This window comes from Saccharomonospora amisosensis, from assembly GCF_011761185.1.
Lineage (GTDB): Bacteria > Actinomycetota > Actinomycetes > Mycobacteriales > Pseudonocardiaceae > Saccharomonospora_A > Saccharomonospora_A amisosensis.
Genome location: NZ_JAAOYM010000003.1, coordinates 61,392 through 85,809 on the forward strand (window position 1 = coordinate 61,392; position 24,418 = coordinate 85,809).

28 protein-coding genes are annotated in these 24,418 nt (G+C 68.1%); 18 read left to right on the forward strand and 10 right to left on the reverse strand.

Annotation, left to right across the window (positions count from 1 at the left end; all coding sequences use genetic code 11):
- Nucleotides 1-30 precede the first annotated feature (30 nt).
- The 6 genes from FHU38_RS25750 to pstB all read left to right on the forward strand — a co-directional run bounded on the left by FHU38_RS25750 (nt 31) and on the right by pstB (nt 6,737).
- Entirely contained in the window at nt 31-1,713 is a 1,683-nt protein-coding gene (locus FHU38_RS25750; RefSeq protein ID WP_390623345.1) for an LCP family protein, read from the forward strand.
- Between the two features lie 79 nt (nt 1,714-1,792).
- Complete coding sequence (phoU, locus tag FHU38_RS25755) at nt 1,793-2,455, forward strand: phosphate signaling complex protein PhoU (RefSeq protein ID WP_167177315.1); 663 nt, start codon at nt 1,793-1,795, stop codon at nt 2,453-2,455.
- A gap of 254 nt (nt 2,456-2,709) precedes the next feature.
- Nucleotides 2,710-3,813, forward strand: coding sequence for a phosphate ABC transporter substrate-binding protein PstS (gene pstS, locus FHU38_RS25760; RefSeq protein ID WP_167177317.1), 1,104 nt, complete (start codon nt 2,710-2,712; stop codon nt 3,811-3,813).
- Nucleotides 3,814-3,893: 80 nt separating this feature from the next.
- A complete protein-coding gene (gene pstC / locus FHU38_RS25765) occupies nt 3,894-4,841 on the forward strand; it encodes a phosphate ABC transporter permease subunit PstC (RefSeq protein WP_167177319.1) in 948 nt (315 codons plus the stop codon).
- Nucleotides 4,841-5,932: a phosphate ABC transporter permease PstA gene (gene pstA, locus FHU38_RS25770; protein ID WP_167177322.1), complete on the forward strand. Its 1,092-nt coding sequence runs from the start codon at nt 4,841-4,843 to the stop codon at nt 5,930-5,932. Before pstC ends, pstA begins: the two co-directional genes overlap by 1 nt.
- Before the next feature lie 25 nt (nt 5,933-5,957).
- Nucleotides 5,958-6,737, forward strand: coding sequence for a phosphate ABC transporter ATP-binding protein PstB (gene pstB, locus FHU38_RS25775; protein WP_167177323.1), 780 nt, complete (start codon nt 5,958-5,960; stop codon nt 6,735-6,737).
- Between the two features lie 47 nt (nt 6,738-6,784).
- Here the strand turns inward: pstB and mshD are convergent, their stop codons facing one another.
- Both mshD and FHU38_RS25785 read right to left on the reverse strand, forming a co-directional pair.
- The gene (gene mshD, locus FHU38_RS25780; RefSeq protein ID WP_167177325.1) at nt 6,785-7,696 is read right to left on the reverse strand and encodes a mycothiol synthase; all 912 of its coding nucleotides are present in this window, start codon (nt 7,694-7,696) and stop codon (nt 6,785-6,787) included.
- 27 nt (nt 7,697-7,723) lie between these two features.
- Entirely contained in the window at nt 7,724-8,476 is a 753-nt protein-coding gene (locus FHU38_RS25785) for a winged helix-turn-helix transcriptional regulator (RefSeq protein WP_167177327.1), read from the reverse strand.
- Between the two features lie 156 nt (nt 8,477-8,632).
- Between FHU38_RS25785 and FHU38_RS25790 the strand changes: the two genes are divergently transcribed.
- From FHU38_RS25790 to FHU38_RS25815, 6 genes are all read left to right on the forward strand, one after another.
- Nucleotides 8,633-9,538, forward strand: coding sequence for an LmeA family phospholipid-binding protein (locus FHU38_RS25790; protein ID WP_313886910.1), 906 nt, complete (start codon nt 8,633-8,635; stop codon nt 9,536-9,538).
- A 15-nt stretch (nt 9,539-9,553) separates the two neighbouring features.
- On the forward strand, nt 9,554-10,033 hold the full coding sequence (locus FHU38_RS25795) for a TlpA family protein disulfide reductase (RefSeq protein WP_167177329.1): 480 nt from the start codon (nt 9,554-9,556) through the stop codon (nt 10,031-10,033).
- 135 nt (nt 10,034-10,168) lie between these two features.
- A complete protein-coding gene (locus FHU38_RS25800; RefSeq protein WP_167177331.1) occupies nt 10,169-10,603 on the forward strand; it encodes a DUF4395 domain-containing protein in 435 nt (144 codons plus the stop codon).
- A gap of 60 nt (nt 10,604-10,663) precedes the next feature.
- The gene (locus tag FHU38_RS25805; RefSeq protein ID WP_167177333.1) at nt 10,664-11,500 is read left to right on the forward strand and encodes a sulfurtransferase; all 837 of its coding nucleotides are present in this window, start codon (nt 10,664-10,666) and stop codon (nt 11,498-11,500) included.
- On the forward strand, nt 11,500-11,805 hold the full coding sequence (locus FHU38_RS25810; RefSeq protein WP_167177335.1) for a DUF1416 domain-containing protein: 306 nt from the start codon (nt 11,500-11,502) through the stop codon (nt 11,803-11,805). The genes FHU38_RS25805 and FHU38_RS25810 overlap by 1 nt, the downstream gene beginning before the upstream one ends.
- A gap of 216 nt (nt 11,806-12,021) precedes the next feature.
- Nucleotides 12,022-12,639, forward strand: coding sequence for an FABP family protein (locus FHU38_RS25815; protein WP_167177337.1), 618 nt, complete (start codon nt 12,022-12,024; stop codon nt 12,637-12,639).
- Nucleotides 12,640-12,645: 6 nt separating this feature from the next.
- Here the strand turns inward: FHU38_RS25815 and FHU38_RS25820 are convergent, their stop codons facing one another.
- Complete coding sequence (locus FHU38_RS25820; RefSeq protein ID WP_167177717.1) at nt 12,646-13,494, reverse strand: aminodeoxychorismate lyase; 849 nt, start codon at nt 13,492-13,494, stop codon at nt 12,646-12,648.
- A 31-nt stretch (nt 13,495-13,525) separates the two neighbouring features.
- Here FHU38_RS25820 and ygfZ point away from each other — a divergent pair, with 31 nt between their 5' ends.
- The 3 genes from ygfZ to FHU38_RS25835 all read left to right on the forward strand — a co-directional run bounded on the left by ygfZ (nt 13,526) and on the right by FHU38_RS25835 (nt 16,248).
- The gene (gene ygfZ / locus FHU38_RS25825) at nt 13,526-14,644 is read left to right on the forward strand and encodes a CAF17-like 4Fe-4S cluster assembly/insertion protein YgfZ (protein ID WP_167177339.1); all 1,119 of its coding nucleotides are present in this window, start codon (nt 13,526-13,528) and stop codon (nt 14,642-14,644) included.
- A 61-nt stretch (nt 14,645-14,705) separates the two neighbouring features.
- On the forward strand, nt 14,706-15,281 hold the full coding sequence (locus FHU38_RS25830) for an RsiG family protein (protein WP_167177341.1): 576 nt from the start codon (nt 14,706-14,708) through the stop codon (nt 15,279-15,281).
- On the forward strand, nt 15,274-16,248 hold the full coding sequence (locus FHU38_RS25835) for an asparaginase (protein ID WP_167177343.1): 975 nt from the start codon (nt 15,274-15,276) through the stop codon (nt 16,246-16,248). Before FHU38_RS25830 ends, FHU38_RS25835 begins: the two co-directional genes overlap by 8 nt.
- An 8-nt stretch (nt 16,249-16,256) precedes the next feature.
- Here FHU38_RS25835 and FHU38_RS25840 read toward each other — a convergent pair whose 3' ends face one another.
- Nucleotides 16,257-17,162 carry a hypothetical protein gene (locus FHU38_RS25840; protein WP_167177346.1) on the reverse strand — a complete coding sequence of 302 codons (906 nt, stop codon included), beginning with the start codon at nt 17,160-17,162 and terminating at the stop codon, nt 16,257-16,259.
- 208 nt (nt 17,163-17,370) lie between these two features.
- Here FHU38_RS25840 and FHU38_RS25845 point away from each other — a divergent pair, with 208 nt between their 5' ends.
- The 3 genes from FHU38_RS25845 to FHU38_RS25855 all read left to right on the forward strand — a co-directional run bounded on the left by FHU38_RS25845 (nt 17,371) and on the right by FHU38_RS25855 (nt 19,473).
- Nucleotides 17,371-17,556, forward strand: coding sequence for a DUF3073 domain-containing protein (locus tag FHU38_RS25845; protein ID WP_167177348.1), 186 nt, complete (start codon nt 17,371-17,373; stop codon nt 17,554-17,556).
- 158 nt (nt 17,557-17,714) lie between these two features.
- Nucleotides 17,715-18,575 carry a 3-hydroxybutyryl-CoA dehydrogenase gene (locus FHU38_RS25850; RefSeq protein WP_167177350.1) on the forward strand — a complete coding sequence of 287 codons (861 nt, stop codon included), beginning with the start codon at nt 17,715-17,717 and terminating at the stop codon, nt 18,573-18,575.
- A gap of 10 nt (nt 18,576-18,585) precedes the next feature.
- Entirely contained in the window at nt 18,586-19,473 is an 888-nt protein-coding gene (locus tag FHU38_RS25855; protein ID WP_167177352.1) for a Gfo/Idh/MocA family protein, read from the forward strand.
- A 29-nt stretch (nt 19,474-19,502) separates the two neighbouring features.
- On the opposite strand, the gene arfB is transcribed toward FHU38_RS25855, so the two are convergent.
- The 6 genes from arfB to FHU38_RS25885 form a co-directional block, all read right to left on the reverse strand.
- The gene (gene arfB / locus FHU38_RS25860) at nt 19,503-19,940 is read right to left on the reverse strand and encodes an alternative ribosome rescue aminoacyl-tRNA hydrolase ArfB (protein ID WP_167177354.1); all 438 of its coding nucleotides are present in this window, start codon (nt 19,938-19,940) and stop codon (nt 19,503-19,505) included.
- Complete coding sequence (gene purM, locus FHU38_RS25865; RefSeq protein WP_167177356.1) at nt 19,921-20,991, reverse strand: phosphoribosylformylglycinamidine cyclo-ligase; 1,071 nt, start codon at nt 20,989-20,991, stop codon at nt 19,921-19,923. The genes arfB and purM overlap by 20 nt, the downstream gene beginning before the upstream one ends.
- A 30-nt stretch (nt 20,992-21,021) precedes the next feature.
- Nucleotides 21,022-22,533, reverse strand: coding sequence for an amidophosphoribosyltransferase (purF, locus tag FHU38_RS25870; protein WP_167177358.1), 1,512 nt, complete (start codon nt 22,531-22,533; stop codon nt 21,022-21,024).
- 79 nt (nt 22,534-22,612) lie between these two features.
- A complete protein-coding gene (locus FHU38_RS25875; RefSeq protein ID WP_167177360.1) occupies nt 22,613-22,990 on the reverse strand; it encodes a hypothetical protein in 378 nt (125 codons plus the stop codon).
- Nucleotides 22,974-23,213: a DUF397 domain-containing protein gene (locus tag FHU38_RS25880; protein WP_009157017.1), complete on the reverse strand. Its 240-nt coding sequence runs from the start codon at nt 23,211-23,213 to the stop codon at nt 22,974-22,976. The genes FHU38_RS25875 and FHU38_RS25880 overlap by 17 nt, the downstream gene beginning before the upstream one ends.
- A gap of 195 nt (nt 23,214-23,408) precedes the next feature.
- On the reverse strand, nt 23,409-24,287 hold the full coding sequence (locus FHU38_RS25885) for a helix-turn-helix domain-containing protein (RefSeq protein WP_167177362.1): 879 nt from the start codon (nt 24,285-24,287) through the stop codon (nt 23,409-23,411).
- Nucleotides 24,288-24,418 lie beyond the last annotated feature (131 nt).

Genomic DNA, 24,418 nt, shown 5'->3' on the forward strand with positions numbered 1-24,418 from the left:
AGGTCGCTGCCGAGGCCAGGGCAGCCGCAAGTGGAGCCGCCCCGCCGACCGCCCGCGCGCGCCGAGCGGCCACCTGTGCCCGCCGTGCCGCCGCCCGCCCCGCCGACCGCGCAGGTGGCGGCTCTGCTCGACGACGGCGACGCGCGGCTGACCAGCACACCGCCGCCTCCCCCGAAGCGGTCAGGGCAGGCGGCGCCACCGCCGCCTCCCCGGCCCAGGCAGGCACCACCGCCGCCGCCGGAACGGTCTCTCGAAGACCGGCTCACGATGACCGATCAACTCGAGCCGGTCGACGACGCGACCAAGTACCGGCGCAAGATCGACGATTCGCTTGCCCGGTTCTCCGCGGCGCACGACGAACTGGAAGCCGAGGAACAGGAGCGCCGCAGGCGTCGCAGCCGGCTGGTGGCCCGGCTCGAGCAGACCAGGACGAAGCTACAGCGCGTGGTCTCCACCGCGCGGGGTTCCGGCACGCCACGGCGTGACGGTGACCCCGACGACGCTGAGGAGGATGCTCAAGGGGCTGCTGAGCCGGACCTGGAGCAGGAAGAGTCAGCCGACGGAGACAACAAGGCCGAGCGGCAGGCTGGCGTCACGACGCGGACCAAGCTCGGACGGCTTGACCGCGCGCTGGCCGGTCGGGCCACGTGCATCGTCATCGCCGTGCTCGTCTTCCTCGCCACCGGAGTCGCCTGGGGCGCCAAGACCTGGTTCAACTCCAAGTTCAACGAGATCGCGGCGCTCGACGAGAACTCGGCCGACATCCGCAACGCCTCCGCCCAACTCGGCGACGAGAACTTTCTCATCGTCGGCTCCGACACCCGTGAGGGCGCGGCAGCCGAGGAGAACGTCGGAGACGCCGACGGCATCCCGGGCGCACGCTCCGACACGGTGATGCTCGCGCACGTCCCCAAGGACCGCAGGCGCGCCGTGGTCGTCTCGTTCCCGAGGGACCTCGAGGTGAGCCGCCCCGCGTGCGAGCGATGGGATTCAGCCACGGGGGAGTACGGCGAGGTCATCGAGGCAGCCGAGCGGGTGAAGCTCAACTCGGCATTCACCGTCGGTGGCCCCCGCTGTGTCACCAAGCTCATCCAGCAACTGTCCGGAATGAAGATCAACCACTTCGTCGGCATCGACTTCCACGGCTTCAAGGGCATGGTCGACGCGGTCGGCGGCGTAACCGTGCACCTCGACGAGCCGATGCGCGACCAGGAACTCGGCCTCATCGTCGCCGAGACCGGTGACGTGGTGCTGCGCGGCGATCAGGCCCTGAACTTCGTTCGGGCACGCAAGGTCTACGGCGACCCGACATTCTCCGACTACGGCCGGATGCAGCGGCAGCAGCAGTTCATGTCGTCGCTGCTGAAGGCGACGCTGTCACGGAACGTGCTGCTCGACATGGGCAGGCTGAACGACTTCGTCAACGCGTTCGCCTCCTCGACGTTCGGCGAGAACATCGGTGTGGACGAACTGCTCACCCTCGCTCAGTCGATGCGGGGGCTCGACGCGGGCAGCGTCCAGTTCCTCACCGTGCCTACCGTCGGCGAGGCCAACGAACGCGGCAACGAGGTATTGCTGGAGCGGGAAACTCGTGACCTCTTCCAAGCGCTGATCGAGAACACGCCGATGCCCGGCGAGGAGCCGAAGCGCGGCAAGTCCGGTCCCGAACAGACGACGCCTTCCTCCGGCACCTCGCAGGCCGCACCCATGTAGCCCACATATAAGCCCGGGTTCACCTTGGGTTCACTTCGCGATGCTCCCACGGTGCCGCACCGGACGTAGAGTGGCCGGCATGCGCGAGGCTTACCACGTTGAACTCGAGAATCTGGCCGAACGGCTCGCGGGCATGTCCGGCCAGGTCGCCGACGCCATGGAGCGAGCGACCAAGGCCATGCTCGAGTCCGATCTCGAATTGGCGGAGCGGGTCATCAGTAGCGACTCCCTGGTGGACGACGCACGCGCGGACTGCGAGGAGCAGGCATACGCGTTGCTGGCACTACAGGCCCCCGTCGCGACAGACCTGCGGGTCGTGCTCGCCGCCATCCACGCCGCGGAAAGCCTTGAGCGGATGGGTGACCTGGCACTTCACGTTGCCAAGGCCGCCCGCAGGCGTCACCCTGACCCGGTGCTGCCGGAGAACGTGCGGCCGTACTTCGCCGAGATGGGCAAGGCCGCGGTTCGCCTCGCCCGGCGCGCCGAGCAGGTCATCCGCACCAGGGACGTGGAGGCGGCCAGGGCTATCGAGACCGATGACGACCAGGTGGACGACATCCACCGGCACCTGTTCAGCGTGCTGATGGACAAGGACTGGCCGCACGGGGTCGCCGCGGCCGTGGACGTCACCCTGCTCGGGCGGTTCTACGAGCGCTACGCCGACCACGCCGTTTCGGTCGCCAAGAGGATGGTGTTCGTTGTCACTGGCCGGATGCCGGGGTACTCCGCCACCGAGGCGTGAGCGAGGTATGAGCGCACATGACCGGCGTGAGCAGCACCAACCGGCCATTTTCCGGACCACTACGGTAGAGCTGCGCGCTAACACTGCGTCACGACTCCGTAATGTCGCTGTGACGTACTTCCAATGTCAAGTTGCGTTCATGTTTCGTTCACCAGCACTGCCCTGCCGTGTCATGTCGCCGCCCTAGCGTCCAGCCGCGTGAGCATCCCCAGTGGTCGGCTGCTGCCGGCCGCGAGACTCGGAAGAGGTTTACTGTGAAGCGTTACCCACTGGGCCGCGTTCTCGCCCTCCCAGCGGCGGCCGCGCTCACCTTCGGCCTTGTGGCCTGTGGCTCGGCGAACGAGGAAGGCGGGGGCAACGAGTCCGGTAACGGTGGCTCGGGCCTTTCGGGCACGATCTCGGGCGCGGGCGCGAGCTCGCAGGACGCCGCACAGCAGGCCTGGCAGGCGGGCTTCATCGGCAAGAACCCTGATGTGACGGTCAACTACGACCCGATCGGCTCCGGCGGTGGTCGCGAGCAGTTCGCCTCGGGGGGTTCCGACTTCGGTGGCACCGACGCCTACCTCGACGAGGAGGAACTCGCGGCTGCCAAGAAGCGGTGCGGCGAGGTCGTCGAGATCCCGACCTACGTCTCGCCGATCGCGGTCATCTTCAACGTCGAAGGCGTCGACGAGCTGAACCTCAAGCCCGCCACGATCGCCAAGATCTTCAACCAGAAGATCACGAAGTGGAACGACCCGGCAATTGCCGCCGACAACCCGGGTACGAAGCTGCCGGACACGGCGATCTCGCCGGTGAACCGCTCGGACGAGTCCGGTACCACCGAGAACTTCGTCGAGTACCTCAAGGCCGCCGCGCCGCAGGACTGGCCGCACGAAGTCAGCGGCGACTGGCCGGTCAAGGGTGGTGAGGCCGCGCAGGGCACCTCTGGTGTCGTGCAGGCCGTGACCAACGGCAACGGCACCATCGGCTACGCCGACGCCAGCCAGGCGGGCGACCTCAGCACCGCCAAGGTCGGTGTCGGCGACGAGTTCGTCGGCTACTCCCCGGAGGCGGCGGCCAAGGTGCTCGAGGTCTCCAAGCGGGTGGAGGGTCGCGGCGAGTACAGCTTCGCCTACGACCTCGCCCGTGACACCACCGAGTCGGGCACCTACCCGATCGTGCTGGTGTCCTACGAGATCGCGTGCACCAACTACGACGACGCGAACAAGGCCAAGCTGGTCAAGGGTTACCTCGACTACATGATCAGCGAAGAGGGCCAGCAGGCCTCCGCCAAGTCCGCGGGGTCGGCGCCGATCTCCGACCAGCTGCGTCAGGAGATCCAGCCCGCGGTGGACGCGATCGGCTCCGGTAGCTGACATCGACATCGGTTCCACACTGTCCGGGTGGCCACCCCGCTGGGTGACCACCCGGACATCCGCGTAAGAAGGGATTGCACGTGTTCCCCAGCACAGCGGAGAGGTCGCGGGCACGAAAAGTGCCGCAGCGGCCAGGGGACCGCATCTTCGCGGGCGCCTCGACCGCAGCGGGCGTCCTTATCCTCATCGTCCTCGCAGGGGTCGCCGCGTTTCTGCTCGTGGAGGCCTGGCCCTCGCTGACCGCTCCCGCGCAGGACATCCCGGGCGGCGAGGGAGTCGCGGTCTACGTGTGGCCGCTGCTGTTCGGCACCCTGCTCTCCGCGATGTTCGCGCTACTGCTGGCCGCGCCACTTGCGGTGGCGATCGCGCTGTTCGTCACCTACTACGCGCCTCGCCGGATCTCCCAAGCGCTGGGCTACCTCATCGACCTGCTCGCCGCCGTGCCCAGCATCATCTACGGCCTGTGGGGGTTCACCCAGCTCGCGCCGCTGACGGTCGAACCGACCACCTGGCTTTCGGAAAACCTCGGCTTCATCCCGTTCTTCGCGGGACCACCTTCCGCGACCGGCCGCACCATGCTGGTGGCGATCCTCGTGCTCGCGGTGATGATCCTGCCGATCATCACCGCCGTGGTCAGGGAGGCGTTCCGGCAGACACCTCGGCTGCACGAGGAAGCCTCGCTCGCCCTCGGTGCGACCCGCTGGGAGATGATCAAGATGGCGGCGCTGCCTTTCGGCAGGTCGAGCATCATCGGTGCGTCCATGCTGGGGCTCGGCCGAGCGCTCGGCGAGACCATGGCGGTGGCGATCGTGCTGTCGGTGTCGGGCGGCGTCACCTTCAACCTCATCGGCACGGGTAACCCCTCGACCATCGCCGCCAACATCGCTTTGCAGTTCCCCGAGTCGACAGGCATCGCCGTCAACACCCTGATCGCGTCCGGGCTCGTGCTGTTCGCCCTCACGCTGGTGGTCAACATGGCTGCCCGTGCGGTGATCGAGCGGCGCAAGGAATTCTCGGGAGCCAACTGATGCCCACTCCGACAACCTCCCGCGAACCGGGGCAACCCGACCTGTACGCGCCACTGACCGGTGTCCCACTGACCCACGGTCAGTTGCCAAGAGGGGCATCCGTCGGCACGCTCGCCGCGACGGTGCTGGCGGCGGGCGCTCTCGTGCTGTTCGGCGACTGGAACGTGGCGGCGACCGCGGTTCTCGCCGCCGTGACCTACACCGTCGCGATCTACGTGTGGTCGCGTGCCGTCGAGGGTCGGAGGAAGGCCGTCGATCGGCTGGTGACAGCCGTTGTGACGTGCGCGTTCCTGCTGGCGCTGCTGCCGCTGATCTCCGTGATCGTCACGGTGGTCTCGAAGGGCATCGCCCGCTTCGACGTGGAGTTCTTCACCTACTCGATGCGCGGCGTCGTCGGCGAGGGCGGTGGTGTCTACCACGCCATCATGGGGACGCTCATCATCACCGGGCTCGCCACCGTCATCTCGGTGCCCGTCGGCATGCTCACCGCGATCTACCTGGTGGAGTACGGGCGAGGCCGCCTCGCCAAGGCCATCACGTTCTTCGTCGACGTGATGACCGGTATCCCCTCGATCGTGGCAGGTCTGTTCGCGTACGCGCTGTTCGCGCTGATCTTCGGCCCCGGGATACGCATGGGCATCATGGGTGCCATCGCGCTGAGCGTGCTGATGGTTCCCGTGGTGGTCCGATCCACCGAGGAGATGCTCAAGCTGGTGCCCAACGAGCTGCGGGAGGCGTCCTACGCGCTAGCGGTGCCGAAGTGGCGAACGATCCTCAAAGTGGTGCTGCCCACCGCGCTGGCCGGAATCGCCACCGGTGTGACGCTGGCCATCGCCAGGGTCATCGGCGAGACCGCACCGCTGTTGGTCACGGTGGGCATTACCAGCAGCGACAACTTCGATCCGTTCGACGGCCGCATGGCAACCCTGTCGGTATTCTCGTACTACCAGTACGTGACACCTGGCTACCCACCGGAACCGGCACTGGAGCGGGCATGGGCGGCAGCGCTTCTGCTCATCATCATCGTCATGCTGCTCAACCTTGTCGCGCGGCTCATCTCCCGGCTGTTCGCACCGAAGACCCGCGGGTGAGCGGGACACAGGATAGGAAAGCACTGTGGCAAAGCGCATCGAGGTCAAGGATCTCGACATCTACTACGACAAGTTCCTCGCCGTGCAGGGCGTGTCGATGACGATCCAGCCACGGGCGGTCACCGCGCTGATCGGCCCTTCCGGCTGCGGCAAGTCGACGTTCCTGCGCACGCTCAACCGGATGCACGAACTGGTGCCGAACGCCCGCGTCGAGGGCAAGGTCTTCATGGACGACCAGGACCTCTACGCGCCCGGGGTAGACCCGGTGCGGGTCCGCAGCCAGATCGGCATGGTGTTCCAGCGCCCCAACCCATTCCCGACGATGTCGATATACGACAACGTCGCCGCGGGCATGAAGCTGAACAGCAGGCGCATGAAGCGATCCGAACTGGACGACCTGGTGGAGCGATCGCTGCGCTCGGCGAACCTGTGGGAGGAGGTCAAGGACCGGCTCGGCAAGCCCGGTTCTGGCCTTTCCGGCGGGCAGCAGCAGCGTCTTTGCATCGCGAGGGCCATCGCGGTGCAGCCGGAGGTGCTGTTGATGGACGAGCCGTGTTCGGCCCTCGATCCGATCTCGACACAGGCCATCGAGGACCTGATGCTCGAGTTGAAGGCGAACTACACCATCGTGATCGTGACGCACAACATGCAGCAGGCAGCGCGGGTCAGCGACACCACGGGCTTCTTCAACCTGCGTGGTGTGGGCCAGCCCGGTGAGCTGGTGGAGATCGACGAGACCGCGAAGATCTTCTCAACCCCCAGCCAGAAGGCCACCGAGGACTACATCTCCGGACGCTTCGGCTGACCTGCTGGACGCGGCGGCCCGGCGGGGATCATCGCCGGGCCGCACGCTCACGGGGCGTACTGCACGTCCGTCTCGACGGTCTCGAAGCCAAGGCCACGGTAGACCGCCACCGCGGGCGCGTTGTCGCCCTCGACGTAGAGAATCACCTGGCGCAGCCCCAGTGCCCGCAGGTGACGCAGACCGGCCAGCGTCAACGCCTTGCCAAGGCCACCGCCCTGCGCGCTCGGGTCCACCCCGACCACGTACACCTCACCGACCGGCTCACCACCGAACCGGTCGGGGTTGGCCTCGTGGACCTTCGTCCAGTGAAAGCCCACGATCCGCCCGCTTTCGTTCTCGGCGAGGAAGAACCCGTCCGGATCAAACCAGTCCTCCTGCTCGGCTCGCCGCAGGTCCTCGACCCCGAAGGCACTCTGCTCGGGGTGCCAGTCGAAGGCACGCGCGTTGACGTCGATGACGCCCTGCTCGTCTTCGCCGGGCACGAAGGTGCGTAACCTCAGGCCCCGCATCGGTTTCGGCTCCGGCCAGTCGGCGCCGGTCGTCAAGGCTCGCATCACGAGCAGTTCCCGCGCCCTTTCCAGCCCGAAGCGCTTGGCGAGTGCGGCGGCGGCCGGGTGGTCGCCGTGGGACCACACCCGGGGGCGGGACGCCGTCCGGAGCAGCTCGTCGAGCAGCGCGGCGCCGTGGCCACGGCCACGGTGAGATGGGTGGACGATCAGTTCGGCCACCTGCCTGCCGAACGCGTCACCAGCGGTGTCCAGATGCGCGTAGCCGACAAGGTCGTCCTCGGCTGCGTCGAGCTGTCCGAGCAGGTGCCGTCCGCCGTGGAACTCCTCCGGCAACGGCCCCGTCGGCCGCACCTGCGGCCTGCCGTCGGACTCGCGCGCCGCCAGCAGCAGTCGGCGCACGTCGTCGGTACGCGCGGGGTCGAGCTCGTCGACCCACACCAGCTTCAGCATGCGTCGAGGCTACGTCAGCGGGCCCGCTCAGTGAGCGGAAAGCTCCTCGGACTCCGGGGGCCGCATCGCCGAGGGCATGCCGGTCTTGGCCGCGCCTGCCGACTTGCTTGGCCGCTCGAACTTGTAGCCGACGTTGCGTACGGTGCCGATCATCTGCTCGTGCTCGGGGCCGAGCTTGGCACGCAACCGCCGCACGTGAACGTCGACGGTGCGGGTGCCTCCGAAGAAGTCGTAACCCCACACCTCCTGCAACAGTTGGGCCCGGGTGAAGACCCTGCCCGCATGCTGTGCGAGATACTTGAGCAGCTCGAACTCCTTGTAGGTCAGCTCGAGGGTGCGCTTGCGCAACCGCGCGGTGTAGGTCGCCTCGTCGATCACCAGGTCGCCGACCCGCAGCTCGGCATCAACGTGCGAAGTGGCGCCGTCCTTGGTCGTCGCCAGCCGCAGCCGGGCGTCCACCTCGGCAGGACCGGCCGTTGGCAACAGAATGTCGTCGGTGCGCCACTCCGAGCTCACGGCCACGAGCCCGCCCTCGCCGACCACCGCGATCACGGGCGTCGTCGCGTCGTCGTCGCCCGCGCCCTTCAGCAGCCTGCACAGGCTCTTGGCCGAGGCCAGGTCGCTTCGGGCGTCGAGCAGGATGACATCGCGGTGACCCGCGTCCAGGAGGGCTGTGACCTCCGGCGCGCGCACGCGTACGGTATGCGGCAGCAGATCAAGAGCGGGCAGCACCGAGGTGGCATCGGATTCTCCAGTGAGTACCAGCAAATCCAGGCTCATCGCCACCACCTCAAGTATTCGGTTCGCCCTCACGGAGAATCAGGGCCGCTACCCAATCGACGATAACCGCTGGGTACCGGACGGCCCTAGTCCTGAAACCCGCATCACACCAGGTCGCAACACCGGAAACATGCAGTTAACAGAACGGACGCAATCGTGGGCACAACCGTGACACCGCAGCAGGGGCGCAAGCGCGGACGCCGCGGGAAAAGGATTGTCATCGTCCTCGTGGTGCTGCTCGGGCTGCTCGTCGGCGCGGATTTCGCCGCGGCGGCGTTCGCCGAACACACGGTTTCGCAGCAGGCTCGAGAGCAGCTCGGGCTTTCGCAGGACCCCGCGGTGACCGTCCACGGCTTCCCGTTCACCACCCAGGCGCTGTCTGGTGAGTACGACCACATCAGCGTCTCCGCGGACGGCGTGCCGGTGCAGGACGTGCTCAGGGACGTCTCGCTCAGCGCGGAGCTGCGAGACGTCAAGGCACCGCTTTCCGACCTCGCGGGCGGCAACGTGCAGGCCATCACCATCGCAGACCTGGAGGCCCAGGTCACCCTGAAGGCCAGCGACATCGCCCGCGTCCCTCCGTTGACGAACATCGAGGATCTGCGCATCGATCCGTCCACCGAGTCCTACGTGCGCAACGGGGAGGGAACCGACCCCGATGCGGGCAACGCCACCGAGGACGGCGACGGCGGCAGTGGAGCCGAAGGTGAGGACGGCCAGCAGCAGGACGACTCGACGGCAGGCGTGCGGCTGGCCGGGAAGGTGCAGATCGCGGGCGAACGGATGGAGATCTTCGCTTTCGCCATTATCGAGCTCGACGGCACCACCATCCGCATCACACCACACCGGCTGCAGTTCGGGAATGATCAGGAGACGACCGTGGTTCCCAAGGACGTGCAGCGCGCCCTGCTCCCGAACTTCGAGGCAGACATCAACACCGGCCAGCTTCCGTTCACGGTGACCCCGACGGCGGTGCACGTCGACTCGGGCTCGATCACGGTGAAGGGCGAGGCCAAGAACGTGCGGTTCTCCTCCACGGGGACACCGGCGACCGGGCGGTAGTAAGGAGCGGATGCGGTGACCGGCGTATGGCTAACGGTGGGTGCTATCGGCACTGCCCTATTCGTGGGTGTACTGGTGGCGACCAGGGAAGGTCGGATTCGCTACCGCTTCGCCAAGCGCGCGCGGGCGGGGCACAAGTCAAGGCAAGACCTGCCGGCTCCCGTCGCGGCGGCCCTGCCCAGCGAGCAGGGCACGGTGACCCTCCTGCAGGTGTCGACCAGCTACTGCGCGCCGTGCAGGCACGCCAAGACGGTGCTGTCCGAACTCGCCGAGCGAACCGACGGGTTGCGGTACGTGAACCTGGATGTGACCGACCAGCCGGAGGTCGCACGGGCCATCGGGGTGCTGCGCACACCTACCACCGTGGCGTTCACGGCGGCGGGGCAAGAACTGCTGCGGGTCAGCGGCGTGCCGAAGACCGATGAGCTGCTCACCGCACTGCGGACACACCTTGTCTCACAGAATGAACACGGTTCCCACCCCGAATCGGCCTGAGTAGCCTTGCCGCCGTGGACAGGCTCGTTCCCCACCTTCTGACGCAGCGACGCGCTGTGGACCTGTGCAGGGTGCGCAGCAGCCTGTGTTCGCCCAGCCGCTGAACCCGGCCCGGCGATCACCCCAGGAGGATGGATGTCCGCAGGCGCTGCGGTGGACCCTCGTGGTCCCCGGTTCGCGGCCGCAGTCACGACTGTCGTGCTGGCGCTGGTCCTGGTCACCGGATGGTGGCCGCTGCTCGCAGCGCAGACGGTGGTTTTCGCGGCAGGCGCGCTTGTTGGGCCGCGCGCGGCCCCGTACTCGTTGCTGTACCGCCTGCTCGTCGCACCACGCCTGAAGCCGACCGCCGAACGTGAGGAAGCGGCACCGCTTCGGTTCGCCCAGGCGGTGGGTTTCGCGTTCGCCCTGGCGGGCACGGTCGGCTACGCGACGGGCGTCGGCGCGCTCGCCCTCGTCGCGACGGCGTTCGCCCTGTTCGCCGCTCTCCTCAACGCGGCCTTCAACTTCTGCCTCGGCTGCGAGGTGTACCTGCTGCTGCGCCGGTCCACCCGCCGTGCCGAGCGCGCGTAAGGCGACGACGCGTTCTTTCCCAGCTTCCTTTCCCACGACAAGAAAGTGAGTGCCAGCTCCATGAGCCGTGAAGATGTTCTGGTCACCACCGACTGGGCGGAGCAGAATCTCAACGCCCCAGGGGCGGTGTTCGCCGAGGTGGACGAGGACACCACCGCCTACGACGGCGGGCACATCCCCGGCGCGGTGAAGATTGACTGGAAGAACGAGCTGCAGGACCCCATCCGCCGCGACTTCGTCGACAGGGCCGGTTTCGAGAACCTGATGTCGAGCAAGGGCATCGGCAACGGCGACCTGGTGATCCTCTACGGCGGCAACAACAACTGGTTCGCCGCCTACGCCTACTGGTACTTCAAGCTCTACGGCCACGACAAGGTCAGGCTGCTCGACGGCGGGCGGAAGAAGTGGGAACTCGACGGCCGCACGCTGAGCACCGGCGAGGTCGAGCGCGGGCGCACCAACTACAAGGCGGCCGAACAGGACCGCTCGCTTCGGGCGTTCCGCGACGAGGTCGTGCAGGCCATCAACACCAGGAGCCTGGTGGACGTGCGCTCACCGGACGAGTTCTCCGGCAAGCTGCTCGCACCCGCGCACCTGCCGCAGGAGACCGCGCAGCGCCCTGGCCACATCCCCAGCGCGGTGAACGTGCCGTGGTCCAAGGCGGCCAACGAGGACGGCACCTTCAAGTCCAACGAGGAACTGGAGCGGCTCTACAGCGACGCGGGCCTGGACACCTCCAAGCCCACCATCGCCTACTGCAGGATCGGGGAACGTTCCAGCCACACCTGGTTCGCGCTGCACGAGCTGCTCGGGCTGCCGGACGTGAAGAACTACGACGGATCGTGGACCGAGTACGGCTCGCTGGTCGGCGTGCCGATCGAGACGGGCGCGAAGTGATGACCGACGGATGCGGCGCGCCGGAGCAGAAGGCGACTCCCGCTGCCGCCGACACCGGCGGCCAGGTGGTGCTGGCTGGCAAGGTCACCGGCGGGGACGGCCCACTCGGCGGAGCCTACGTGCGGCTGCTCAACGCCGACGGCGAGTTCGCCGGTGAGGTGCAGGCCTCCGCGGAGGGCGACTTCCGGTTCTACGCCGCACCCGGCAGCTGGACGGTGCGCGCGCTGCACCGCAGCGGCAACGGGGAGGCGTCGATCATCGCGGAGGGCCCGGGTGTGCACCGGGTACCGATCGCCGTGGGGTGAGTCACTCGCCACGCACGCGAGCCGACCGCGACGAACGCCCCCGGCACCGCCGACCCGGTGGCCTCGGGGGCGTTCGCGTGCCAGGGGTTATCCTTTCGCCGTGGAGATTCTGTTTACGACGCTGCTGATCTTGGCCGTGGTGGGCGTGCTGTGGTTCGGCGGCTACGTCGTCTACCGGCTGTACTCCGACCACCGCTGAGGAACCGCTGAGCACTGATGCCCACGAGTGGTGACGAGGCGATTCGGGCGGCGGCGGAACGCGCCGAGACCACGGCGAAGCGCAACATCCCGCAGCTGGCGGATCTGCCGATTCCCGGCGACACGGCGAACCTGCGCGAGGGCCCCGAACTCAACGACGCCTGCCTGGCGCTGCTACCGCTCGTCGGGGTCTGGCGCGGGGAGGGCGAGGTCAACTACCCGACCATCGACGGGCCCTACCGCTTCGCCCAGCAACTGACCATCTCCCACGACGGCAGGCCGTTCCTGCACCACGAAGCACGTTCCTGGCTGCTCGACGCCGAAGGCAACGTCATCCGTCCCGCCGCACGCGAGACCGGATGGTGGCGGCCACAGGCCGACGACACCATCGAGCTGTTGCTATGCCACTCCAGCGGCATCCTGGAACTGTTCTATGGCAGGCCCAGGAGCCAGACGGCATGGGAACTCGGCACCGACGCGGTGGTGCGCTCCACCACGGCCAAGGAGGTCACCGCGGCGAAGCGGCTGTACGGCATCGTCGCGGGCGGCGACCTCGGTTACGTCGAGGAGCGTGCGATGGTCGGTCAGCCGATGACCCCACACGTCTCCGCGCTGCTGCACCGTGTCGTCGGCTGACGACGCTCACTCGTACAACGCGTCGTAGGCCCTCGCCAACTCCGCGTGCAGCGAAGTCGAGTCGGGCAGTCGCTCGCCGTCCAGGGTGTGCACGCGGGTGAGCTTGCGCACAGATGAAGCTAGGAACACCCCGTCGGCCGAACGCAGTTCGGCGGCATCCACCGGCTCGACCTTCGTGGTCCAACCCGCACTCTCGGCGGCGCGGAACACAGCGCCCTGCGTCGTGCCCGGAAGGATTCCCAGTGCCGGTGGTGGCGTGTAGAGAGTGCGCCCCCTTGCCACCACGACGCTGGAGGTGGGTCCTTCGAGCACCGAACCGTCGGTCGCAGTGAAGATCACGTCGGCGGCTCCACGCCGGTTGGCCTCCCTCACGGCGGCCATGTTGATGGCGTAGGAGAGCGACTTCGCCCCGAGCAGCAGCCAGGGCGCCCGATCGGCCAGCCCGGCGTCGATGCCACGCTCGAGCGTGACGGCCGCGATGCCGTCCGCGCGCGCACGCCTGACCTTGTCGTCGATCTCCATGCCGAGGGCGAACGCGGTCGGAGTGGAGTCGGGGTCGCCCTCGATGCCTCGGGTGTAGACGAGCTTGATCGCGATCTCAGAGGGGTCCGGCCAGTTGTCGATCACCTGCCTGGTCGTGCGCTCCCACGCCGACCGGTCCGGCCTCGGCAGGTCCATCATCGCCGCCGAGCGGGCCAGCCGGTCCAGGTGCGCTTCCAACTCCCTCGGCTTGCCGTCGACGACGAGGATCGTCTCGAAGATCCCGTCGCCACGCAGCAAACCGAGGTCGTCGACACGGACGTGGGCGGCATCGGGGTCGGCCAGTGTGCCGTCCAGGAAAGCGAGCACGCGCATGGCACCACCGTACTCACCTACGATCGACGCCATGAGTTACGAGTCTCCGCTGCTGCACCGACCGGGCGCGGTAGCGCCACCCGAAGGTCACCCCGAGTCGGGGGTGCCGTGGCACTGGGGCGATCCGTTCGCTGAGCAGCGCGCCGCCGTACGCGGTGTGGTCGTGGTGGACAGGTCACACCGGGAACTCATCACGGTCAGCGGCCAGGAACGGCTTTCCTGGTTGCACCTGGTGATCTCGCAACACGTCACCGAGTTGTCCGAGGGGTCCGGCACGGAGGCGTTGGTGCTGGACAGCTACGGGCGCGTCGACGCCCACATGGTGCTCGGCTACACCGGCGGCACCGTGTACCTCGACACCGATCCGGGAGCGCAGGCCACGAGTGCGCTGCCGAAGGGTGGCAAGCAGAGTCTGCTCGCGTACTTCGAGGCCATGAAGTTCTGGTCACAGGTCGACCTGCACGACGCGACCGGGGAGCTGGCCGTGCTGACGTTGCTCGGCCCGGACATCCCCGCCGTGCTCGATGTCGAGGTCGGTGAGCAGCCGTACTCGGTGACCGCGTTCGAAGGGGGCTTCGCGCGCAGGATGCCGTGGCCAGGCAAGGCGGCCATGGACCTGATCGTTCCCAGGGCCAAGCTGGCCGAGGTGTGGGCGAAGCTCACCGGTGCGGGAGCTCGCCCCGCGGGCACGTGGGCGTTCGACGCGCTGCGGGTGGAGTCGCTGCGGCCAAGGACCGGCGTCGACACCGACGAACGCACGATTCCGCACGAGGTGAACTGGATCGGCACGGCTGCGCACGTAGCCAAGGGCTGCTACCGAGGCCAGGAGACGGTGTCGAAAGTTCACAACGTGGGCAAGCCACCCCGCCACATGGTGCTGCTGCACCTGGACGGATCACCGGAGATCTACCCCGAGCCCGGCGACCCCGTGTTGCTGGGTGAGCGCAATGTCGGCAGGGTGGGCAGCGTGGCACAACACCACGAGCTGGGGCCGATCGCCCTGGCACTGGTCAAACGGTCCACCCCGGTGGACGCGGAGCTGATCGCGGGCGAGGACGATCGCGCCGTGCAGGCCGCCATCGACCCCGATTCGGTCCCCGAGGAACGCGCCGCGCCCGGACGTGAGGCGGTCCAGCGCCTGCGCGGGTGAGAAGATGACATGATCGTGTCCCACCCTGGTGCCACAGACCGTCGTAGAGCAGGATGATCCCGTGATCGAAGTCCGGCCAGGCGGACGCCGTCGCATCGACCGTGTCCTCGCCGCCGACTATGCGCGTGACCTGGAGACGATGCCGCTGCCGACACTGCGGGAGCGCCGCGACGAGGCCGCACAGGAGGAGACGGACCTGTCGTACCTGCGCAGGCTGCTGCACGCACGTATCGACATCGTGCGCGCCGAGCAGCAGCGCAGGCAGTCGGGCGGCGCCACCAGCATCGTCGAGCAGTTGACCACGATCCTCGCCGAGAACGCGCTTGGTCCCGCCATGGGCTCGGGACGGCACCAGACGCTTGAGCCTTCGCGCGCGGGCGAGTACCGGCGCAAGGCCGAGGAACTGCTCGGCGACGCCGATCTTTCCGACGTCTCCTCGCTCACCGAGGAGCGGCTGCGGGTAACGCTGCGGACGCTACGCGACCACGAGTCTTCCGTTTCGTCGCGACGCAGGCAGGTGCAGGCCGTCGTGGACGCGTTCAACGCCGAGATCGCCAAGCGCTACGCGCAGGGCACCGCATCGGTGGACGAGCTGCTGGCCAGCCAGCGAGGCGGGGACGAAGCCGACGATGGCTGACGACGGACCCTCGCCGGTTCTCGTCGAGGTCGTCCGTTCAGGGTTCGTCGAAAGCGTGCACCGCGGCGCGCTCGTGGTGACCGCCCCGGACGGCACCGTGCGCGTGGCGCTCGGCGATGTGGACCGGCCGATCTTCCCGCGCTCGGCGAACAAGCCACTGCAAGCGCTCGGCATGCTGAACGCGGGCCTGCGGGTGACCGACGACGCGCTGGCCCTGGTCTGCGCATCACACAGCGGCGAGACGGGTCATGTGGCCCGTGCGCTGGCGATGCTGGAGCGGGTGGGGCTTGGTGAGGCGGACCTGCGCTGCCCGCCGGAGCCGCGCCGCGCGGCGATGAACTGTTCCGGCAAGCACGCGGGCATGTTGACCACCTGTGTGCAACGCGGCTGGGCCACAGCCGGCTACACCAAGGCGGCGCACGAACTTCAGCGCACCATCGCGGCGACGATCGAGGAGCTCACCGGAGAGCCCATCGCGGCAACTGGTGTGGACGGTTGTGGCGCCCCACTCTTCGCGTTCTCCCTGACGGGTCTGGCGCGGGCCTTCTCCTCGGCGAGCAGTACTCGGGTGGGTGACGCCATGCGGTCCTACCCGTGGCTCGTCGCTGGCACCGGCCGCGAGGACACCCTACTCATGCTGGCGGTACCGGGCCTGCTAACCAAGGGCGGCGCCGAGGGCGTGCACGCCATGGCACTGCCCGACGGCTCGGCCGTGGCTCTCAAGATCGACGACGGCGCTGGCAGGGGCAGGGCTCCGCTGTTGGTCGCGGCGCTGCGGGCGTTCGGCTGGCTGCCCGAGAACCCGGCCGCACGGGCGGTAGTCGAAGGACTGGGCAACGCAGCGGGCACCGTACTCGGTGGCGGGCGCGAGGTCGGCGAGTTGCGCGTATCCCGACACTGCCTTGCCGCACTCGAGGCCGCCGTTGAGTCGGCCGCTCAGCCCACCACCGCGCCGGGCAGCGGCTGACCGGGTTGTCAGTTGAACCGTTCCCGCGCGGCAAGCTCGCCCCAGTAGTCCCGCAGCGTCTCGAACGCCTCCGCCACTTCCTCGACCGCCTCCTGCCGGAGTGCGTTCAAGATGGCGTGTACCTCGTCGGCCGAGGTGTCCATCGCCAACACCGGGTCCTCGATGAGTTGCACGAGACCGCCGTAGTCCAGTTCGACAGCCGAGCCGGGGTGGAAGTTGGAAAGCCACCTGCTGGTCTCGGCCAGGATTCGGGTCGGGCCCGCGTCGCCGAGGGCGCCCTCAACGAGCTCCTCCGCCTCGGCGATCCGGCTGCGGGCGTCCTCCATGGTCGCCCGCCACGAAAGCTCCCTTGCCGGGTCACTGGGACCGGAGCCGAGAACGAGCCTTCGCTGGTCCGGCTCGATCAGAGAGAACCAGGGCAGTGGCACCGTCCAGGTGGTCGAAAGCACGTGCATGGTCGGGCCGTGCAGGTCGCGCAGCGCTCCGTTGGCCCGCACCTTGACCGTCTCAGCCGACAGGTCGTACGCCTCCAGTACGGCGGCCCGTAGTGCCGGATGCGCCTCGTCGAGGAAGCCAACGAGAGCGGCCGCCGACCGCGCCCGCAGCTCGAGCGGGCACACGAGCGGCTCGGCGCCCCGGTCGGAGCCCTCGCGTCCTGGCACCTCGGCCGGATCGAGCACCAGCACATCCGTCTTCGCGCTCGGCGACGGCCTGCGGTCGGCGCGCTCAGCGGGCAGCAACCGAACCGGTATTGAAATCTGTGATTTGAGCCACAGCAGGTGCTCCCGTTCGGCCGCGCCGGCACGGCTCAACTCCGCCGCCTCGACGGCCTTGACCAACAGCTCATCTGGGGGGTCGCCGAACACCGAAAGCGGTTCGTACACCCGCAGGTAGGCCACGAACGGACGAAGCACTCATGAATCGTGGCACGGCCTTCCGGATGTGCCCGCACCGGCTGGTCCGTCGCGTGTCTCGATGGGGATACTGTCACGGTTCGCACACCGTGCCACGTCGCACAGAGGCCCACCGGCACGGTACGGTGTGTGCAGGAAATAGTTGTCGAGACGACGCGGGGCCGCCGTTTCCCCCGGCCGCCCCGCCCCTGTGCAAGGGGGTCGAGCCATGGGGCGCGGCCGAGCTAAGGCCAAGCAGACGAAAGTGGCCCGGGAGCTCAAGTACAGCGTTCCCACCACGGACTTCGATGCACTACAGCGCGAGCTGTCGGGTAACTCATCCAATGACAGTCGCGAGAACGAGGACCGGTACGAGGACCCGTACGACGACGGGTACGACGACTACCGCCGTTGACACAGGCGTGACGCGAGGGTGGGGTGGGGCCGAACAGCCCCGACTCCACCCTCGCGTTCCGCCTGTGGTCATGTCGGTGCCGTCGCGCAGGCGGTTTGATGTCGCGTACCGGGAGGTGCCCGTCGCGGCATCGGCCCGGAACGTGAGGAGAAGCTGTCATGCCTGACATCCAGCGGGTAGGTGTCGTCGGCGCGGGCCTGATGGGCTCCGGTATCGCCGAGGTCCACGCCCGGGCCGGGCTGGACGTGGTGGTCACCGAGGTCAGCCAACCCGCGCTCGATGCGGGTAAGGGCCGCGTCGAGAAGTCACTGCGGCGCGCGGTCCGCAGCGGCAAGCTCACCGAGGCGAAGGCCGACGCGGCGCTCGGCAGGATCACGTTCACAACGGACACCGCCGCGTTCGCCGACCGCGACCTCGTCGTGGAGGCCGTCCTCGAGCAGGAGCAGGCCAAGGTGGAGGTGTTCAGGTCGCTCGACAAGATCGTCGAGCGGGAGGACGCGGTACTGGCGTCGAACACCTCTTCAATCCCGATCATGAAGCTCGGGATGGCCACCGAGCGGCCGCAACAGGTGGTTGGCATCCACTTCTTCAACCCGGTGCCGGTACTGCCGCTGGTGGAACTGGTGCCTTCACTGCTGACCGGCGACAAGACGGCCGACCGAGCCGAGGCGCACATCTGTGACGCGCTGGGCAAGACGGTGATCAGGTCGCAGGACCGGGCCGGATTCATCGTCAACGCGCTGCTCGTGCCGTACCTGCTGTCCGCGATCCGGATGTTCGAGTCCGGTTTCGCCTCGGCCGAGGACATCGACCAGGGCATGGAGAAGGGCACGGCGCATCCCATGGGTCCGCTGCGGCTGGCCGACCTGATCGGGCTGGACACGATCAAGGCCATCGCGGACTCGATGTACGCCGAGTTCAAGGAGCCGCTGTACTCCTCGCCTCCGCTGCTGCTGCGCATGGTCGACGCCGGACTGCTCGGTAAGAAGACCGGTAGGGGCTTCTACGGCTACGACTAGGTTGCGCGGCGTGCGGGCGCGGCTAGGAGTCGGACTCGTCGGCGCGGGAGCATGGGGACGGACGGTGCACGCCCCTGGCCTCGCCGACCACCCCGGCATGCGACTGACCGGCGTGTGGACCCGCCGACCCGACCCGGCAGCCGCACTCGCGGAGCGGTTCGGCACGCGGGTGTTCGGCTCCTTCGCCGAACTCCTCGACTCGGTGGACGCCGTCGCTTTCGCGGTACCGCCTTCGATACAGGCCGAACTCGCGCCGCAGGCGGCGGCAGCGGGCAAGCACCTGATCCTGGAGAGGCCGCTCGCCACCGACCTCGACGGCGCGCGCCGCATCGCCGACTCGGTCGGCGAGCACGGTGTGGTCGCGCTGATGATGCTCACCCTGCGCTACGCGCTACAGACTCGTGACTGGCTGGCCGGTCTGGCCGAGGTGGGCGGCTGGGCGGGCGGTAGCGCGCGCTGGCTTTCCGGCGCGCTGCTGGGCGAGGTGTATGGCAACTCGCCGTGGCGGCACGCCGAAGGCGCACTCGCCGACATCGGACCGCACGCCTTCGACCTGCTCGACGCCGCACTCGGCGAGATCACCTGCGTGCTCGCCGCCAGGCGCGACAGCAACGACCTGTGGCATGTGCTGCTCGAACATTCGGGTGGCGCGACAAGCACGGTGACCCTCACCAACCGGCTGCCGATACGACCGACGGTCGTAGAGTTCGCCGTGTACGGGGAACCTGGGTTCCGATCGCTGGCCGGGAAGCCGCACTCGCAGGCCGACTCCTACACCTCACTGCTCGACGACTTCGCCGCCATGGTCGCCAGCGCCACCCTGGACCACCCGTGCGACGTGCGCCGAGGGGTGCACCTGCAACGGGTGATCGCCGACTGCCTTCGTCGGCTGCCGTAACGGCGACACCGACCGTCGGCACCCTCGGCTCAGTCCTCGAACTTCCCGCGACGCCCGCGCTTGAGTTCTCCCCGCCGCTTCTTCGCCGAGATTCGCCGCTCCCGCGAACCCCTTGTGGGTTTCGTCGGGCGACGCTTGCGTGGGGGTGGAGCCGCGGCTTCCCGCAGCAGCGCGACGAGCCGCTCGCGGGCGGCCTGCCGGTTGGCCAGCTGTGCTCGGTGCTCGCTCGCAGCGATGGTGAGCACTCCGCCGCTCAACCGGTTGCCGAGGCGCGCGAGCAGCCGTGGCCGCAGGTCCTCAGGTACGGCGGGCGAGCGGGCGAGGTCGAACGAGAGTTCCACCCGCGATGAGGTGGTGTTGACGCCCTGCCCGCCTGGCCCGGAGGCGCGGGAAAACCGCTCTGTCAGCTCAGCGTCCGGGATGACCAGCCGCTTGCTGACTCGGAGGTCAGAACCGGGGGTGGTCACCGGTCAGCGTGGCCTTCGGGCCGTCGGGGTCATCGGCTGGCCGAACGTCACCGAGCACCCATGCGGGTACGTGCCGGGCGGTGAGCACGGCCAGCGCCCTGTCGACATCCTCCGGGGAGACAACGGCGACCATCCCGACGCCCATGTTGAAGGTACGTTCCATCTCCTGTGATTCCACCTTGCCCCGGTGCGCGATCAGCGCGAACACGGGCGCGGGTGTCCAGGTGTGCCGGTCGAGGTGGGCAACGAGGCCGCGCGGCAGCACACGGGCGAGGTTGGCCACCAGCCCGCCACCGGTGATGTGCGCGAACGTGCGCACCTCGGCCTCGGCCGCCAGCGCGAGGCAGTCCTTGGCGTAGATGCGGGTCGGCTCGAGCAACTCCTCGCCGAGCGTGCGTCCGAACTCCTCGACGTGCCCGTCCAGCGGCATCCGCGCGATGTCGAGCAGCACGTGACGAGCCAGCGAGTACCCGTTGGAGTGCAGCCCGGTCGAACCCATTGCGATGACGACATCACCGGGGCGCACCTTGGCCGGGCCGAGCACGTCGGCGGCATCCACCACACCGACCCCGGTGGCCGAGATGTCGTAGTCGTGCTCACCCATCATTCCCGGATGCTCGGCTGTCTCCCCGCCGAGCAACGCACAGCCTGCCTGCACACAGCCCTCGGCGATCCCGGAGACGATCGAGGAAACCCGCTCAGGAACGACCTTGCCCACGGCGATGTAGTCCTGCAGGAACAGCGGCTCCGCACCGGTGACGACAAGGTCGTCCACCACCATGGCAACGAGATCGATGCCCACCGTGTCGTGCTTGTCCAGCGCCCTGGCCACGGCGATCTTGGTGCCGACACCGTCGGTGGACGCCGCGAGCAGCGGCTCCTTCCAGCGTCCCGCCTTCAGGGAGAACAGTCCGGCGAACCCGCCGACACCGCCGACCACCTCGGGCCTTGCTGCCCGAGCGGTGTGAGGTTTGAGCAACTCGACAGCGTGATCACCTGCGTCGATGTCGACACCGGCGGCGGCGTACGTAGCGCTCGTGGGCTCGCTCACGAAGCGGTCTCCATCCTGGGGCTGCGACGGCTATGGACGCCTGACGGCATCCTCGGCACCGTACCCGGCCGAGGTCTGCGGCAAGCAGGACCCGCTGCCCGCCGAGCCAGCCGCACCACTGCCCAGGTTCTCCAGCAGGTGCTTGCCGATCAAGGCGTCCTCGGGCAGCGGGATGGGGTAATTGCCGTCGAAGCACGCCGTGCACAGCCTCGACCTCGGCTGTTCGGAGGCGGCGACGAGCCCGTCGAGCGAGAGGTAGCCGAGCGAGTCCGCGCCGATGGAGCGCCTGATCCCGTCGAGGTCGGCTCCGTTGGCGACAAGCTCGGCCCTGGACGCGAAGTCGATGCCGTAGAAGCAGGGCCACCGCACCGGCGGTGAGGCGATCCGGACATGAACCTCCAACGCGCCGGACTCACGCAGCATCCGCACGAGCGCACGCTGCGTGTTACCGCGCACGATGGAGTCGTCGACCACGACGAGTCGCTTGCCCCGGATCACCTCGCGCAGCGGGTTGAGTTTGAGCCGGATGCCCAGTTGCCGGATGGTCTGCGAAGGCTGGATGAAGGTGCGGCCGACGTAGGCGTTCTTCACCAGTCCCGAGCCGTAAGGGATGCCGGAGGCCTGTGCGTAGCCGATGGCCGCCGGAGTTCCCGACTCCGGTACCGGGATGACGAGGTCGGCATCGGCCGGATGTTCCTCGGCCAGCTTGCGACCGATCTCCACCCTGGTGGCGTGCACGCTGCGACCGGCGATGGTGGTGTCCGGCCTGGCAAGGTAGACGTACTCGAACACGCAGCCCTTCGGCTCCGGGTTGGCGAACCGCGTGGACCGCAGCCCACCCGCGTCGATGGCGATCAACTCACCCGGCTCCACCTCGCGGACGAACGAGGCGCCGACAATGTCGAGTGCGGCGGTCTCACTCGCGACAACCCAGCCCCGCTCCAACCTGCCAAGCACGAGCGGGCGCACCCCATGTGGATCGCGGGCGGCGTAGAGCGTGTTCTCGTCGGCGAAGGTGAGGCAGAAGGCACCGCGGATGGTGGGCAGCAGTTCGACGGCCGCGGCCTCAATGCCCTTGTCCGCGGCGGCAGCGGCAAGCAGGCCACAGATCAGGTCGGAATCCGTCGTAGCCCCTGCCGAGTCCATTACACCGAGTTCACGGGCCCGCTCGTGCAGTTCGTGGGTGTTGACGAGATTGCCGTTGTGGCCCAGCGAGAGGCCGGTGCCTGCCGCCGTGGTCCGAAACGTCGGCTGGGCGTTCTCCCAACTACCGCCTCCGGTGGTGGAGTAACGGCAGTGCCCGATCGAGACGTGACCCTGCAACGACGAGAGCACCTGTTCGTCGAAGACCTGGCTGACCAGGCCCAGGTCCTTGAACACGACGATCTGGCTGCCGTCGGAAACGGATATGCCCGCCGCCTCCTGCCCTCGATGCTGGAGGGCGTAAAGGCCGTAATAACTGAGTTTCGCGACGTCCTCGCCCGGCGCCCAGACGCCGAACACGCCGCACTCCTCGCGAGGCTCGGCCTCGAGCTGATTCACCGAATGGCTCCCCTGAACAAGAGAACGGGCCACTACCAGTGTAGGTCGACGGTAGTGGCCCGACCCGGTGACGTAGGGCTCACGCCGTGGCCATCAACCACTTCGCCCGGCCCGACTCACCCCGCACCCAGCAGCCGCCGCCGCGGTGCGAGTAGCGCTGCGCGTAGTCGTGGTCGCCGAGGGCGAGCAGGTCGCCGACGACGGAATGCATCGCACCGGAGGCGCTCCACAGCACCGTCTCCGGTTGGAGAACGTCGTCCTCGTCGTGCGGCATCCGCATGGCGGTCACGTCGTCCTCGCCGTCAAGGCGGACCACGTCGATCACCGTGCCGTGAGCCCGAATGCCGACCACGGTGACGACCTCACCGTTGGCGTCGCGCGGATGTACGAACCGGTAGCCCCTGGCAATCAGGGTTCCCAAAACCTCTTCGACCGTCAGTTCAGGCGACAATGTCATCGAACTCGCCGTCCTTCGCTCCCGCGAGGAATGCCTCCACCTCGGCGCGCGTGTAGACCAGCGCGGGACCTCGGGGATCACGCGAGTTGCGCACGGCTACCTCACCGGTACCGAGTGGCGCCAGCTCGACGCAGTTTCCCATCGCACCGCTGTAGGTGCTCTTGCGCCAGGCCGCGTCCGTCAACAGTTCCGAAGAGACCCCGTTGGGAATCCGCTTCGCCATGATCCTCACCTTCCCGACCAAACCGCTGGAGGATGCATCTGCACGTGCAACCGATCGTGCACAGACCGTAGCACGTGCCCATGCAGGTGTGAATGCACGTGCAGATGCTCGATCATGTGATCGTCGTCGCACGATCGGACAGGCGGTACCTCTCCGATCGGGGGTACAGGCCTTCGGTGATCGGGCCCTATGAGCTCAGCTTTCGGCGCGAGCCTTCGTCAGCAACTGCCGAGACCTGTCGGGCGTCTCGGCGTCGACGGCGAGCCGATCCAGCGAGCGGCCGATGAGTTCGATCTCGTCGGGACGGTCCAGGTACAGCCCGCCCGCGATGTGCTCGATGTAGCCGATGTTCGGCAGCTCCGGCTCGGCGAACCGCAGCAACGTGAACGCCCCCTCGGCGGCGTAGCCGCTGCGCTCGTAGGGGACGACCTGCACGGAGATGTGCGGCAGCGAGGTCAACTCGAGCAACCGGTCCAGCTGCGCTCTGTGCGCCTTCCTGCCGCCGATGGGCCTGTGCAGCACCGACTCGTCGATGACCGCCCACAGCTTGGGGGCGTTCGGGCGGAACAGCACCTTCTGCCGCCGCATGCGCAACGCCACCCTGCCCTCGGCCGCGTCACTCGCCGTCTCCGGCAGCCCATGGGTTACGACTGCCCTGGCGTAGTCCTCGGTCTGCAACAGCCCCGGCACGAACTGCAGCTCGTAGGTCTGGATTCGCGAGGCCGCCTCTTCCAGACCCACATAGTCGTCGAACCACTTGGGCATGTAGTCGTTGAACTTCTGCCACCAGCCCGGCTGATTGGACTCCTTCACCATGCGAAGGAAGCTCTCGCGCTCGGCGGGGTCCCCGACGCCGTAGAGGGTCAACAGGTCGGCGACGTCGCGCTCCTTGAAGCCGACGCGACCGAGTTCGAGCCGACTGATCTTGGACTCCGAAGCGCGGATGTGGTAGCCAGCGTCAGACCTGCTGACAGCGGCCTGCTCGCGGAGGCGGCGCAGCTGAGCGCCAAGGATCATCCGCCGGGCAGTGGGGCCCGTGGCGTGCTCGCCGGCGGACGCCTCATGCGCTGCCATGTCCGCAGTCCATCCCTCTCACTACCAGTAACGCACTACCAGCTAAGACACGTGGCGGGACATCGTACCGGAGCAAAACCGCCCGATCACCGAAAGTACACCGAGGCCGCGAGCAGTCAAGGAGATACCGC